The following is a 14,148-nucleotide window of genomic DNA, read 5'->3' on the forward strand; positions in this document are numbered from 1 at the left end:
GGGATGTATTGGAAAAATATTCCGCTGTCACATCCGGGGCGCGTACGCCGGATCGGCCCAGGCGACGGGGTCGACCGCGAGCCAGGGCGCGGCCGCGAGGCCCGCGGGCGTCAGCCCCGCGAAGGCCATGGCGTCCCGGCACAGGTGGGACTGGTCGACGAAGCCGCACTCCGCCGAGACCAGGGCGGCGCTGTGGCCCGCGGCGAGACGGTGTGCGGCGCAATCGAATCGGACCAGTTGCGCGGCGCGTTTGGGCGTCAGGCCGATCTGCGACCGGAACCGGGACCACAGCCGTTTGCGGCTCCAGCCGGTCTCGGCCGCCAGTCGCTCGACCCGAATCCGCCCCCGGCTCATCACGATTCGCCGCCAGGCGAAGTCGACCTCCGGATCGGCCCGCCGGCCCGCCGCGTATCGCCGGATGAGCGCGTCCGCCGCGATCGCGAACCGCTCGTCCCACGACCCGCGCGCGTGCAACTCCGCCATGATCCGCCCGGCGTCGCTCCCCCACAGCTCCTCGAGAGCGACCACCGTCCCGCCCAACCCCGGCGCACCACCCAGCACCCCGTACGCGACCACCGGCGACAACCGCACCTGGAGCAGATCCACCTCGCGCCCGCGCCCGTGCACGCTGCCGGCTCCGAGACCGACGACGGCGCTGCCACGGTGCCGCGCACCATCATTCGCATCGACCAGCAGCACATCACCGAAATCGAGGAATACCGTCAACGCCGGATACGGCACCATCCGGAGATCGACGGCAGCATCGGTCCGGCCGGTGAATCCGGCCATATCGACCCCCGCCATGCGGCCCGATCGCGGCGGGACCGCGATATCCACTGCGGCGCCGGCGATGTGAACCTGTTCGACGGGCATACCGCCATGCTAGGCGCCCGCGCGCATCTCCCGGATGACGGCGGCCAGTTGCCGGATCGACTCGGTCTCGGACGCGGTCTTCCACACCAGGGCGTAGTCCAGTGGCTGTAGGTCGGGCACGGGCATCCAGCGGATATGCGCCATCGCCCAGTAGCGGGTGACATGTGCGGGGAAGACGTGCACGTATTCGCCGGTGGCGATCATCTCGATCAGCTCGTCGCTATTGGTCGCCACTTGCTCGCGCAGGATCGGGCGACCGGTGGGAGTGTGGAACGGCAGGTACGCGTCCTCCCAGTAGTCCGGCATGCGGGGCGCCGTGACGTGCTGGAAGTCGGCGAGGGTTTCGATCGGGACCGAGTCCAGGCCGGCCAGTTCATGATCCTCGCTGACGGCCAGAATCCGGTTGTCGGTGAACAGCACCGGACCGACGGTGAGGTCGGGTTCGTGGACCGGCAACCAGATGACCAGCGCGTCGAACTCGCCGCTGCGGAGCATCTCGAAGGGATCGGCGTAGGGGCAACGGCGGATTCGCAATTCGCATTCCGGGTGCCGCACGCGGAACTCGTCCCAGTAGCGCCGCTGCTCGGTGGTGTTGAAGGGCATCAGACCCAGGCGCAGCAGGGCCGTCTTGCCGCGGGCGGCCCGCTTGGCCCGCTCCACGCTGTCCGCGAGCTCCGCGTAGACCGGTCGCAGATCGCGCCGCAATTGCTCCCCGACCGGGGTGAGCCGCACGCTGCGATTGGTCCGCTCGAACAGCAACGCGCCGATCTGCCGCTCCTGCTTCTTGATCGCCTGCGTGATGCGCGCGGGGGTGACGTTCAGCCGCTCGGCGGTCCGCCCGAAGTGCAGTTCCTCCGCGAGCGTCAGGAAGATCTCGATATCGCGTAACTCCACGAAGTCCCTGTCTCGTTAACTCCGCGGTTAATGCGGCATTGCCCATTTCATCGTTGTTCGGCTGACGCCGGCCGCCCATTGTAGATCCCGGACCGCGTCGGCCACGGTGGCCCGCGGGTTCCATCGCAGTGAGGAGTTCTCGAATGGTGTCCGATGTCGGCGATCCGGCACTCGAATCCACATCCGACCGGGTGCCGTTGCGCCGCTGGTTCGGTGTGGCGGCCGTGGCCCTGGGGACGTTCTCGGTCGTGACGTCCGAGCAGTTGCCGGTCGGCCTGCTCACCTCGGTCAGCGGTGCGCTCGGCGTCTCCGAGGGCACGGCGGGCCTGATGGTGACCGTGCCCGGATTGGTCGCCTCGGCCACCGCGCCGCTGCTGCCGGTGGCGATCGGCCGCCTGGATCGCCGCATCGTGCTGCTGGGCCTCATCGCATTGATGGTCGGCGCGAATCTGCTCTCGGCGTTCGCGCCGAATTTCGCGCTGCTGCTCGCCTCCCGCTTCCTCGTCGGCATTGCCATCGGCGGATTCTGGGCGCTGGCGGCCGGTATCGCGGTCCGCATGGTGCCCGAGCGGTTCGTGCCGCGCGCCACCGCCATCGCCTTCGGCGGCGCCACCGCCGCCAATGTGCTCGGCATTCCGGCGGGCACGCTGATCGGCGAATTGACCGACTGGCGAATCGCTTTCGGCGTCCTGGGCGGACTGGGACTGGTGGTGGTCACGGCCCTGCTCCTGCTGTTGCCGCAGTTGCCCGCCACCGAGCCGGTGCACCTGCGCACCCTCGCCGCGCAGTTCCGCAATCCGGTGGTGCGGGCCGGGGTGCTGGTGACATTCCTCCTGGTGAGCGGACATTTCGCGGCCTTCACCTTCATCAGCCCGCTGCTGCAGAACGTCGCCGGGGTCGACGCCGCCATGATCGGCCCCGCGCTGCTGGGTTTCGGTGTCGCGGGCATAGCCGGCAACTTCCTCACCGGCGCGGCGGCCGGGCGCGATGTTCGTATCGCGCTCATGGTTCTCAGCGCGGCACTCACCGCCGTGCTGGTGCTCGTCGCCCTCGTCGGCAGCACGCCGGCCACCGCCCTGACGCTGCTGATCCTGTGGGGCCTGACCTTCGGCGGTATTCCGGTCGGCGTGCAGACCTGGATCCTGCGCGCCGCACCGGAATCCACGGAGGCCGCGACCGCCCTGAATGCCGCCATGTTCAATCTGGCCATTGCCCTGGGCGCGCTGTTCGGCGGGCTCATCACCGACAATCTCGCCCTCGCGGCGGTGCTGTGGTTCGGCGCGGCGCTGAGCCTGCTGGCCGGCGTGGTCATGTGGCGCACCCCGAACCGCGATGCCCGACAGCACTCGTGCGGACCGGGGTGCTGGTGAACACCCGCCTGTTCGAGTCCTTCCTGGCGGTCGCCGCGGAGCGGAACATCACCCGCGCCGCCGCGCGGCTGCACATCACCCAGCAGACCCTGTCGGCGCAGATCCGGCATCTGGAGCGGACCTTGGGCGTGGTCCTGCTGCTGCGGGACTCACGCGGCGTCGAACTCACGCCCGCCGGAAAGGTTTTCGCCGAGGGCGCCGCACGGGCGGTGACCGATCTGCGGATCCTGATCGAACGGGTGCGCGCCGCCGACGCCGCCTCGGCCGACACCCTGCGCATCGTGTGCTGCCGCGCGACCGTACCGCTCATGATCCAGGTCGCCGAGGCGGTGGAAGCGGCGGCACCGGCCGCGCAGGTGGAGTTGATCAGCGTGCGCGCGGTGCGGGACGAGGTGCGCATCCTGGAATCGGGGCGCGCGGATGCCGCGCTGCTGTGGGCGCCGGTCTCCGATACCGGCCTGCGGCACCGCATTATCGGTTCGGAACCCTGGGTGGCGGCGGTGGCGACGGGGCACCGGCTCGCCGCCCGCGCCACCGTGACGCTGGCGGATCTGGCCGCCGACCCCGTCATCCTCCCCGCGATCTTCGTTTCCGAAGCGGCCCAACGCGACTGGGTCACCGACCTGCGGCCCGACGGCGCCGCCGAACCGATCGTGCGGGACAGCGAGGACGGCTCGATTCTGGCGGCCCGCCGCCAGGGGATCTGGCTCGCGCCCCGGTCTCTGAGCCGCCGCTACCCGAACGACGGCATCCGGCTCATTCCGGTGTCGGATGCGACGCCCATCGATTCGGCCGTCGTCTGGACCGCCGAGGCGCCGCACCGTCCGATGGACACGCTGATCGACGCCGTGCGGGCCGCCGTGTACTGACCGCCCGCCACAAATTCCGCTTGTGGCCGCTACCGGAAATGATTGTTTCCCTTGGCTTTCCAGCCATCGGAGAATCACTGGGCACCTTGTCAGCTACCCCGAGGATGTCTCGTGTCGTTCCGCAGCACCGCCGAGGTCATGGACCTGTTCAATCGCGCCTTCGTGGACCGCGCCCCCGCTCTTCTCGACGACCTCGTCGACGAGGACTGCGTCATGGAGTCGGTCCAGCCCGCGCCCAGGGGTGAGCGCGTGGTCGGACGCGCCGCCTGCCTGGCCTTCTGGCAGACGCTGGTCGATGACCTCACCACCCAGTTCCTGCCGCAGGAGATGATCGTCGCGGGCGACCGCGCGACGATCCGCTGGTACTACCGATTCGGCGCGGGCCCGGACGAGTGGGTGGAGGGTGTGAACCTCATGCGCGTGCGGGAGGGCCGGATCGTCGAGGCGCTCGGCTTCAGCAAGACGGCGGGCGAGGTGCCCCTGGCCACCGACACCCTTTCCCGCACATGAACATCCGGCCCGCCTCCAAGGGGTGGCGGGCCGGATGTCCGGGGGTGGTCAGGCGGCGGCGCGCTGGACGAGTTCGCCGATGAACGCCTCGTCGGCGGCGCTCAGGGTGGTCAGGGCGAAGGCGGTGGGCCAGAGCGCGCCGTCGTCGAGGCGGGCGGAGTCATTGAAGCCGAGGGTGGCGTAGCGGGCCTTGAACTTCTCCGCGGACTGGAAGAAGACCACGACCTTGCCGTCGCGGGCGTAGGAGGGCATGCCGTACCAGAGCTTCGGGGACAGTGCGGGGGCGTGCGCCTTGACGATGGCGTGAATGCGTTCGGCCAGGGCGCGATCGGCATCCTGCATCTCGGCGATCTTGGCGAGCACATCGGCCTCGAGATCGGCCTTGGCGCCGCGGCGGGCGGCCGTCTTCAGCTCCTTGGCGTGCTCTTTCATGGCGGCGCGTTCCTCGGCCGAGAAACCGACGGTGGTCGTGGGCTTGCCATTGGCGCGGGTGGCGGTCTGGGTGGTCATGTCGGATTCCTTCGGTTATCGGTGTTATCGGGTGATCAGTGCGAGCGGTCTTGCAGCAGACCGAGGACGTTGCCGTCCGGATCGATGACGGTGGCGACGCGGCGGCCCTCGCCGACAGGGCGCACGGGCTCGCGGACGGTGGCGCCGGCGGCGGTGACCTCGGCGAGCTTCGCCTCGATATCGGGCACGTGCCAGTAGGCGACCGGGGCGGTCATGCCCTGCGGCCCGCCGCCGGGCACCAGCCCGATGTGCTGGCCGTGGACCTCGAAGCCGACATAGAAGGTGCCGTCGATCTGCGGCGGCACGCCCAGCAGCGCGGTGTACACCTGCTTGGCTTTCGCCAGGTCGGAGACGGGATGGAGAACGGTTTTGATAGCCGTTCCGCCTTCGGTCCGTTCGTCGTTCGTCATGTGAACAACGGTAGGGACGGGCGGACGGCGCAACATCCGTGCTGACCACGGATCCCACCACTGAACGAGTACGTAATCCGACTCCCGCGCCGGCGTCTCGCCGATACGTGAGAATGGGACGGTGTCGAAGCAGAAGGTCTCCGCCGGGATCTCGGACCGGGAGGCCGAGGTCCTGACTCTCGTCGGGCAGCATCGCAGCAATGCCGAAATCGCCGCCCAGCTCTATATCTCGGTGCGCACCGTGGAAACGCATGTGTCCTCGCTGCTGCGCAAGGTCGGCGTCCCCGACCGCCGGGCCCTCGCCGGGCGCGCGGCCGAACTCATCGGGGACGAACCGGCGGGCGAGGCGGTCGCCGTACTGCCCTCGCCGCTGACCTCGTTCATCGGCCGGGCCGCCGAGCGCGCCGCGCTGCGGGCGGCCGTCGCGGCGCAGCGGCATGTGACCGCGCTGGGCCCCGGCGGTGTCGGCAAGACCAGGCTCGCCCTGGCCGTCGCCGCGGACCTGGCGGGTGAATTCGCCGATGGCGCATGGTTCGTCGACCTCGTGCCCGTGACCGATCCGGCCATGGCTGGCGCCGCGGTGGCCCGGGCGCTCGGCGTCGGCGAGCAACCGGGGCGCGGCATCGACGATTCGGTGCTGACCGTGCTCGCCGGCCGCCACACCCTGCTGGTCCTCGACAATTGCGAGCATCTGCGCGAGGGCCTCGCGCCGTTCATCGAACGCCTGCTCGCCGGCTGCCCGCGCGTGACCGTCCTCGCCACCAGCCGGGCCCGGCTCATGGTGCCCTTCGAGCAGGTCTACAACGTGCCCCCGCTCTCGCTCGACGACGCGGCCGCCGATGCCGTCGCGCTGTTCCTGGACCGGGCGGCCGCGCTGGGCTGGCCGGTGCATCCGGAGCAGTACGACCAGGTTTCCGAGATCTGCCAGCGTCTCGACGGGCTGGCGCTGCCGATCGAGCTCGCGGCCGCGCGGCTGCCCACCCTCGGCCTGGACGGTCTGGCAGCGAGCCTGGCCGATCCGCTGCGGCTGCTGGTCGGCGGCCGCCGCGCCGATGACCGGCACCGGTCCGTGCGGGCCATGCTGGACTGGAGCCAGGACCTGCTGACCGCGTGGGACCGCTGCCTGCTGCGCCGCATCGCGGTCTTCGTCGCGCCGTTCACCGCCGCCGACGCCACCGCGGTGGCCGGCTTCGCGCCGCTGAAACCGAATACGGTGACCGAGGGCCTGGCGCGGCTGACCGAGCAGAGCCTGCTCACCGCCGTGCCGTCCCCGAGCGGCACGCGATATCGGGCGCTGGAGACCATCCGGCAGTACGAGTCGGAGCAGCTCGTAGAGACCGGGGAGCTCCCGGGAACCCTTGCGCGCCACCTGCGTTGGTGCGTGGCCACCGCCGCCGAACTGGCCGCATCGGCACCGCGCACCAGCGGCGACGGCGGCTGGCGCACTCGGTTCGACGCGGTGGCCGATGACATTCGGGCGGCCTTGGCCTGGGCGGCGGAACAGAACGCCCATCGCGCCGACGCGCACAGCCTGGCGGCGACCCTGGCCCGACTGGCCTTCGACCGGAATCTGCTCGGGGAGTCCCAGATTCGCTACGAACAGGCAGCGGCGCTGGCCACCGACCCGGCCGCGGTCGCGGCGGACCTGCGCCACGCGGCCGAGGTGGCGGGGTGTCGCATGCGCGGCGAGGACATGTACCGCCTGTACCGCGCCGCAGCGGAAATCGCACTGACAGCGATGGATTCGGCTGCGGCAGCGGATAATTCAGCGGCGACAGCGGGTGATTCGAAGGCTGCAGCCGGTAATTCGGCGGCAGCGGCGCGCGATCTGGCAACGGCCGCGATTACCGTCTTCCGGTGGTCCGGCACATTCTCCGAGCCGCTGCCGCCGAGCGAGGCCGCGGCCCTGCTCGAGCGGGCCCGTGCACTGGCCGGCGATGATCCCGCCGCCGCGGCTGCGGTGGCACTGGCCGAATGCGGTGTACTCGGCACCGCGGATTCGACGCCGGACGATCCAGAATCGTCCGCGCACAAGGGGATCTCACTGGCCGAGCGGGCCGTCGAGCTGGCACGGGCGACCGGCGACCCCCTGGCGCTCAGCGCGGCTCTCGACGCGCTCGCCGCCGCCCAGTGCTGGGCCGGGGACATCTTCGCCACCGCGGAGACGACCCGCCGGCGGGTGGAACTTCTCGCCGCCGTCCCGATGACGCCCGCCAGCGCGCTCGAACGCGTCAACGCGCTCGCCGAGGCCGCCGACATCTGTATCGGCGTAGGCGATTTGGAACGCGCCCGCCAATGGGGTGAACACCTGCGCGACCTGCCACTGCTGGCCGAACAGGGCGACTTCGCCACCTCCCGGCTGCTGGTGGCGGACGCTCTGGCGGGCAATACCGATGAAGTACTCGCCGGCAGCAGGCGTTTCCTCGACGCCTGGGAACTCTCCGGCCGCCCGCACGCACCCAACCTCGCCACCGCCGCGGCCGCCGTGGCGCTGGTCCACGGCCTGCACGGTGACGATCCGGCCCGGTTCACCTGGCTGTCCATCATCGGCGAACTCGGCGCGACCGCCGACCAGAAGGCCGCCTACACAGCCGTTTTCGACGCCATCCTGCACCTCCACCACAATCGGCCCGACCAGGCCATGGCGGCGCTCGCCGCCGACCCGGACGAGCTCGACCAGCAGGTCATCTGGATCTGGCGGCACTGGTACGTCGCCCTGCGAGCGGAGGCCGCGGCCCGCACCGGCCATCCGGACGCCCGCGACTACCTCGCCAGAGCCCGAACCGAAGTCGTGGGCAACCCCATCGCGAACGCGATCGCCGACCGCGCCGCCACCGTGCTCGACACCTGAACGGCCCAATACAGCTCGCCGAGGGCCAGGGCTACAAAAGCTGAAGCGCCGTGACACGCTGGACCCATGCCGCGGAGTCCAACAAGGCAGCGTCGTCGCCGGATGGGCGGGACAGCAGGATTCCGGCGCGGGGCCCGGGCCGCAGGACCGCGGCCGGCACGCTGATACCGCAGGCGCCCAGATAGCTGAGAGTCATGGTGGTACGCAGGATTTCGATATTGGCGCTGTCGTAGCGATCCGGATCGGATTGCAGGTCCGCGATGGGCGGCGGGAAGCGGCGCACGGTCGGGCACAACAGCGTGGCCGCACCGAGATCGGCGGCGAACTCGGCACGCAGGGCAGCCATTCGGTGGTACACGGGCCCGATGGAATCGGCTGTGTGCCTGTTGCTTTCGAGCCTTCGGCGAGTGGCTGGTTCGATCGGCATGGTCGAGTCGAGGCGGTGGCCGTGCAGCCGGTACGCCTCGGCGCCGACGATCGTGCCGTTGTCGTCCATGAGTGTCGCGGCTTCGGAGAGCGCGGGCAGGTGGCGGAATCGGATGTCGGCGCCCGCGGCTCGGAGTCCGGCCACGGTGGCGGCGAAGTCGGCGGCGATCTGCGGTTCGACGTCTTCCGACCATTCACCCACGGGCACAACGAATTGCGGCGCCGCCGGGCGCGACCGCGACGCCGTGGGGAGCAGCACCCGATCCAGCGCCACGAGATCCTCGACGGTCGTCGCGAAAAGGCCGACGCTGTCGAGTGTCGACGACAGCGGCGCGAAGTCGTGCACACCGTATCTGCCCGGGCTGGCGCGATATCCGATGATTCCGCACAGGGCGGCGGGCACCCGCACCGATCCCGAGGTGTCGGTGCCGATCGCCAGCGGAACGATGCCGCGGGCGACCGCTACGGCGGAACCCGAAGAGGACCCGCCCGGGACGAGTTCCGGATCGAGCGGGTTGACGGGCGTGCCGAAATAGCGGTTGATGCCGAGGCCCGAGAAGGCGAACTCGCTGAGATTGGTCTTGCCAATGGTCACCAACCCGCCATTGTGCGCCCGCCGCACCAGACGGCTGTCCACGGCGGCGGGTTCATCGTGCAGGTGACCGGCCGAACCACAGGTGGTGACCGCGCCCTGGACGTCGAACACGTCCTTCCAGGCGATGGGCACTCCGTCGAGCGGGCCGCGGCGGGCGCCGCGCGAGATTCGCGAATCGCTCGCCGCGGCTTGATAACCGGCGCGCGCACCGGTCACGGTGATCAGCACCGCGGCCGAATCGGGTTGCCGGGCACGGTCGATGGCGGCGGCGACCAGCTGTGCCGAGGTGGTCTCGCCGGCGGCGAGGGCCCGCGCCAATGCGGTTGCGGTGGTCATACGACGCACGCTATCGCGCCCGGAACGGCGCGTGCATGTGCAAACATCCATCGAATATGGTCAATGCTGTGGATATCTCCATAGCCGCCGACCGCTTCGGCTCTGTTGACTGATCGGCATGACAGCGTTGAGCTACGCCGAGCCGGTGACCATCCCGGCCAGACAGGCCAGATCGGTGGTGTTGCGCACCGGCGAGCGCCTGCGCATTACCGATATCGACGGCGGCCAGGTCGGAGACGTCTTCGCCTACAACCTCGAGGACATCACCGAGCACCACAGCGCCGCGCACACCCGCACCCACATCAGCCGCCTGTTCCCGGCGCTCGGCGAATCCTTCCTGACCAATCGCCGCCGCCCGATCCTCACCTATCTGGCCGACACCTCGCCGGGCGCACACGACATGCTGATCGCCGCCTGCGATCCGGAACGCTATGCGGCCTACGGGGATCCGGACCACGCGAGCTGCGCGGACAATCTGCGCCGGGCCATGGCCGCGCACGGCCATCGCGCGCTCACCCACATTCCGCAGCCCATCAATGTCTTCATGCGCATCCCCGTCGCCGCTGACGGCGAGCTGTCCTGGCTCGAAGCCGCCACCGCCCCGGGCGATTCCATCACCCTGCGCGCGGAAATGGACTGCCTCGTCGTCGTCTCGTCCTGCCCGCAGGACCACAACGTCATCAATGGCGCCGGCCCCACCCCGCTGGCCCTGACCGTCCTTGCCCCCATCACCGAGGAGAACAACAGCCATGACCAGCACTGACACCGCTCTGGCCCACCCCGCGCTGGCGCCCTACGACCTCGGCCCGCTGGCGCTGCGCAACCGGTACGCCGTCGCGCCCATGACCCGCATCTCCGCCACGCCGGACGGCACGCCGACCGCGCAGATGGCCGACTACTACCGCGAATACGCGGCGGGCGGCTTCGGCCTGATCATCACCGAGGGCATCTATCCCGACGCCGCCCACAGCCAGGGCTATTTCAATCAGCCCGGCCTGGTCACCGCGGAGCACACCGCCGGATGGCGGGCGGTGGTGGAGGCGGTGCACGAGGCCGGCGCGCCGATCATCGCGCAGCTCATGCACGCCGGGGCGATCTCACAGGGCAATGCCTACGGCTTCGAGACCATCGGCCCCTCGCCGGTGCCGCCGCGCGGCCGGATGATGGAGGACTACGGCGGCGTCGGCGGACCGTGGAAGGCGCCGCGGGAGATGACCGCCGCCGATATCGAGGAGGTCATCGCCGGCTATGTCGCCGCCGCCGGGAATGCCCGCGCGGCCGGTTTCGACGGCATCGAGATCCACGCGGCCAACGGCTATCTGCTCGATCAGTTCCTCACCGACTACACCAATCAGCGCACCGACGAATACGGCGGCCCGGTGCAGAATCGGATCCGCCTGACCGCGCGGGTGCTGCGCGCCCTGCGGGAGGAGCTGGGCGACTTCCCCATCGGCGTGCGGCTGTCGCAGACCAAGGTCAACGACTTCACCTACCGCTGGCCCGGCGGCGCCGCCGATGCGCGGATCGTGTTCTCGGCGCTGGCCGCCGACGCCACCTACCTGCACATTGCCAGCGAGGGCCGCAATTTCCTGGAGACCGCCCGCTTCCCGGATGGCACCACCATCACCGCCCTGGCCCGCGAGGTGTCCGGGCGGCCGGTCATCGCCAATGGCGGTATGCACGCCCTGCCCCAGGCCGCCGATGTGCTGACCGGCGGGCACGCCGACGTGCTGTCCCTCGGCACGGGCGCGCTGGCGAATCCGGACCTGCCGCGCAAGGTGGCGACCGGGACGGAACTCGCGCCCTTCGACCGTGAGATGCTCCATCCCATGGCCAACCTGGACACCACCGCGGCGTGGCGCGCGCGAAACCACGCATGACCGAGCAGTCCTGGACCCGCGGCGCGGCCGCCGTGGCGACCCTCACCTTCGACGTCGACGCCGAGACGCCCATCCTCGCGGAGGGCCGGCACTTCGCCGATCACCCCATGGTGATGTCGCACCAGTCCTACGGACCGGATGTCGGCGTGCCGCGGATCCTCGACCTGCTCGATGACATGGCCGTGCCCGCAACGTTCTTCGTGCCCGGCTGGGTGGCCGAACAGCGTCCCGGCCTGGCCCGTTCCATTGTGGACCGCGGGCACGAGGTGGCGCACCACTCCTACAGCCACCGTGCGCCCATCTCGCTGCCGCCCGGCGCCGAACGCGTGGATTTCGAACGGGCACTGGATGTTTTCGCCGCGCAGGGCATCGAGATCGCCGGGCATCGGGCGGCCATGTGGAGCGCCAGCCGCGAAACCCTGGGCCTGGTCGCCGAATACGGTTTGGCCTACGACTCCTCCCTGATGGGCGACGACCGGCCCTATCTCGTCGACGGCCCGTCCGCGCCGGTGGTGGAGCTGCCCGTGCACTGGTCGCTGGACGACTGGGAGCAGTACGCCTACCTGCCCGAACCGCGAATCGGCGCGGTCATCGAATCACCGCTCAAGGTCGAGGAGATGTGGCGCGCCGAACTCGACGGAATGCGGCACTACGGCTGCCTTTTCAACGTGTGCATGCACCCGTTCCTCACCGGGCGGCCGGGTCGCATGCTGGCGCTGCGCCGCCTCATCGGCTACGCGCAGGAATGCGGGGATGTGACCTTCGCGCGCTGCCAGGAGGTGGCCGCCTGGGCGCGCGCGGATGCCGCGACACCGCATCACGCGGTACCTGCCTACGAGGTGGACCCGCAGGTGTACCCGCACTGACGGCGCGGAGTCACCCCGCTAGACGCCGCCCGCGCCGCGGGTCTCGGCGGACAGGGCCAGGAACAGATCCACCGTGTCCGCGAGCCGGTTGACATTGCGCCCGGTCAGCTCGGTAATGCGGGCCATGCGGTTGCGCAGGGTGTTGACGTGCACGTGCAGGGCCGCAGCCGTCACTCCCCACTGGCCGTCGTTGGCGAGGAAGGTCCGCAGCGTGTGCTCCAGCTCGGTGTGCGCGCGGGCGTCGTGCTCGCGGATGATTCCGAGCACTTGCTCGGAAAACCGATGCAGCACTTGATCATCGAGCAATCCGAGCAACATCCGGAAGGTCGCGACATCGGCGAAGGTGGCGGTATCGCGGCCTTCTTGCCCGCGCAGCACCTGACAGACTTCCCGCGCCCGCACCAGCGGCTCCCGCAGGGCGCCCGTCCCGGCGGCGATCTCGCCGAGCCCGATGACGACCCGCGCGGCGCCCACCCGCCGGCCGACTTCCCTGGACAGCTCACCGGCCAACCGCGCCAGCTCCTCCGCCGTGCGCTCCCACGGGCAGACCGCCACCACATCACTGCTGCCGGCCGCGGTGAACACCGGAACGCCGCGTGCGGCGAAGAAGGCTCCCGCGGCATCGGCGATCTCGTCCGCCGGAATGCCGGGGCCGCCCGGAGCGGCCACCGGGGCCAGTGCGAGGACGCCGAGCGGCCGGTCCGCGGGCACGCCGTACGCGCGCAACCGCTGACCCACCTCACCGCCGCGCCGCGGCCCCGACAGGATCATCTCCAGCAACTCGGAGGCGAAGCGCGCCTCGATGGCGTGCACCGCTTGCTGTTTGGTCACCTCCAGGCTCAGGAATCGCGCCGCCTGGGCGAGCGCCTCCCGATCCGCCGGAGCCAGCCGCGCGGCCGGTTCCAGGCAGTAGAGCCCGGCGTCGATCTCCCCCATCACGCCCTCGATCAGGTAGAGCGCCGACGGCCCGGCGCCCAGATCCACCTCGAGCGGCGGGGGCGTGCGATTGAGCGCCGCCGCGGCCAGGCGGATCTGCTCATCGGTGGGCTCGCAGCCGATACCGGCCAGGCACCGCCCCTTGCGATCGATCACCAGCAGCGGCAATTCCGTTTCACCACGCAGGATTTCGAGCACGCTCGCGGCGCCGCCACCGCGCGACAAGGCCGTCGCGAGGGCGTCGCCACGGTGCACGGTCGCGGTGAGCTCGGCTTGCAGCACCTCGTTCTGGATCCGCGCGGCCGCCCGGGTGAGCGCCGCGAACGGCACCCCGATACACAGCTCCACCAATGGCAGTCCGCGCGAGACACACAGCGCGGCAAGACCTTCCGGCAACTCCGGAGTCTGCGCGGTGAGCCCGAACACCAGCCCCGCCGCGCCCGCCCCGGCAATGGCGTCCACGAACCGCTCCGCCGGAACGTGCGGCAGCCACAGGCCATTGGTCATCACCAGTTCGCCCGGCCGGACATACGGCGACGGGTCCGGCAACTCGGTGGTGTGCAGCCAGCCGATCTCGGCGTCCAGGCGATCGGCGAGCTCCGGGGTCAGCACGCGCAGGCCCAGCGCGGGATCGGCGACTAGCCGGCTGATGGTCAACACCTAGTGAAATCTACACAGCAGGCCGTAATCGGTGGAGAAATGCACATCACCCGCCCACGTCGGCACCACCAACTTCCCGGCCTGCCGGGCGTACTTCTCGCAGTATCGAGCCCTGCCCCGCAGCGCGGTGGCATCCTGCAGGAGATCCGCCCCGCCGCCACA

At 70.4% G+C, this 14,148-nt stretch carries 13 protein-coding genes; 7 read left to right on the forward strand and 6 right to left on the reverse strand.

What is annotated here, in order from left to right:
* Nucleotides 1–27 precede the first annotated feature (27 nt).
* Both ACYQ5L_RS33175 and ACYQ5L_RS33180 read right to left on the reverse strand, forming a co-directional pair.
* Nucleotides 28–873 (reverse strand): helix-turn-helix domain-containing protein, encoded by an 846-nt coding sequence (locus ACYQ5L_RS33175; RefSeq protein WP_459962137.1) that lies wholly within the window; start codon nucleotides 871–873, stop codon nucleotides 28–30.
* A 9-nt stretch (nucleotides 874–882) separates the two neighbouring features.
* Nucleotides 883–1,767 (reverse strand): LysR family transcriptional regulator, encoded by an 885-nt coding sequence (locus ACYQ5L_RS33180; protein ID WP_459962138.1) that lies wholly within the window; start codon nucleotides 1,765–1,767, stop codon nucleotides 883–885.
* Nucleotides 1,768–1,910: 143 nt separating this feature from the next.
* Here ACYQ5L_RS33180 and ACYQ5L_RS33185 point away from each other — a divergent pair, with 143 nt between their 5' ends.
* The 3 genes from ACYQ5L_RS33185 to ACYQ5L_RS33195 all read left to right on the forward strand — a co-directional run bounded on the left by ACYQ5L_RS33185 (nucleotide 1,911) and on the right by ACYQ5L_RS33195 (nucleotide 4,516).
* Nucleotides 1,911–3,137, forward strand: a complete 1,227-nt coding sequence (locus tag ACYQ5L_RS33185) for an MFS transporter (RefSeq protein WP_459962139.1) — start codon at nucleotides 1,911–1,913, stop codon at nucleotides 3,135–3,137.
* Complete coding sequence (locus tag ACYQ5L_RS33190) at nucleotides 3,134–4,006, forward strand: LysR family transcriptional regulator (protein WP_459962140.1); 873 nt, start codon at nucleotides 3,134–3,136, stop codon at nucleotides 4,004–4,006. Before ACYQ5L_RS33185 ends, ACYQ5L_RS33190 begins: the two co-directional genes overlap by 4 nt.
* Nucleotides 4,007–4,117: 111 nt before the next feature.
* A complete protein-coding gene (locus tag ACYQ5L_RS33195) occupies nucleotides 4,118–4,516 on the forward strand; it encodes a nuclear transport factor 2 family protein (protein WP_459962141.1) in 399 nt (132 codons plus the stop codon).
* Between the two features lie 48 nt (nucleotides 4,517–4,564).
* On the opposite strand, the gene ACYQ5L_RS33200 is transcribed toward ACYQ5L_RS33195, so the two are convergent.
* A complete protein-coding gene (locus tag ACYQ5L_RS33200) occupies nucleotides 4,565–5,026 on the reverse strand; it encodes an iron chaperone (protein WP_459962142.1) in 462 nt (153 codons plus the stop codon).
* Between the two features lie 35 nt (nucleotides 5,027–5,061).
* On the reverse strand, nucleotides 5,062–5,436 hold the full coding sequence (locus ACYQ5L_RS33205; RefSeq protein ID WP_459962143.1) for a VOC family protein: 375 nt from the start codon (nucleotides 5,434–5,436) through the stop codon (nucleotides 5,062–5,064).
* A 121-nt stretch (nucleotides 5,437–5,557) separates the two neighbouring features.
* Here ACYQ5L_RS33205 and ACYQ5L_RS33210 point away from each other — a divergent pair, with 121 nt between their 5' ends.
* Entirely contained in the window at nucleotides 5,558–8,287 is a 2,730-nt protein-coding gene (locus tag ACYQ5L_RS33210) for an ATP-binding protein (RefSeq protein ID WP_459962144.1), read from the forward strand.
* A gap of 31 nt (nucleotides 8,288–8,318) precedes the next feature.
* Here ACYQ5L_RS33210 and ACYQ5L_RS33215 read toward each other — a convergent pair whose 3' ends face one another.
* Nucleotides 8,319–9,644, reverse strand: a complete 1,326-nt coding sequence (locus ACYQ5L_RS33215; protein ID WP_459962145.1) for an amidase family protein — start codon at nucleotides 9,642–9,644, stop codon at nucleotides 8,319–8,321.
* 118 nt (nucleotides 9,645–9,762) lie between these two features.
* Here ACYQ5L_RS33215 and ACYQ5L_RS33220 point away from each other — a divergent pair, with 118 nt between their 5' ends.
* From ACYQ5L_RS33220 to ACYQ5L_RS33230, 3 genes are read left to right on the forward strand one after another with little or no spacing between them, the layout of a single operon-like run.
* Nucleotides 9,763–10,407 (forward strand): DUF1989 domain-containing protein, encoded by a 645-nt coding sequence (locus tag ACYQ5L_RS33220; RefSeq protein ID WP_459962146.1) that lies wholly within the window; start codon nucleotides 9,763–9,765, stop codon nucleotides 10,405–10,407.
* Entirely contained in the window at nucleotides 10,394–11,524 is a 1,131-nt protein-coding gene (locus ACYQ5L_RS33225; protein ID WP_459962147.1) for an oxidoreductase, read from the forward strand. Before ACYQ5L_RS33220 ends, ACYQ5L_RS33225 begins: the two co-directional genes overlap by 14 nt.
* Complete coding sequence (locus ACYQ5L_RS33230; RefSeq protein WP_459962148.1) at nucleotides 11,521–12,390, forward strand: polysaccharide deacetylase family protein; 870 nt, start codon at nucleotides 11,521–11,523, stop codon at nucleotides 12,388–12,390. The genes ACYQ5L_RS33225 and ACYQ5L_RS33230 overlap by 4 nt, the downstream gene beginning before the upstream one ends.
* Nucleotides 12,391–12,408: 18 nt before the next feature.
* Here the strand turns inward: ACYQ5L_RS33230 and ACYQ5L_RS33235 are convergent, their stop codons facing one another.
* Nucleotides 12,409–13,986, reverse strand: coding sequence for a helix-turn-helix domain-containing protein (locus ACYQ5L_RS33235; protein WP_459962149.1), 1,578 nt, complete (start codon nucleotides 13,984–13,986; stop codon nucleotides 12,409–12,411).
* Nucleotides 13,987–14,148: the final 162 nt, after the last annotated feature.

The organism is Nocardia sp. IFM 10818 (genome assembly GCF_054655275.1).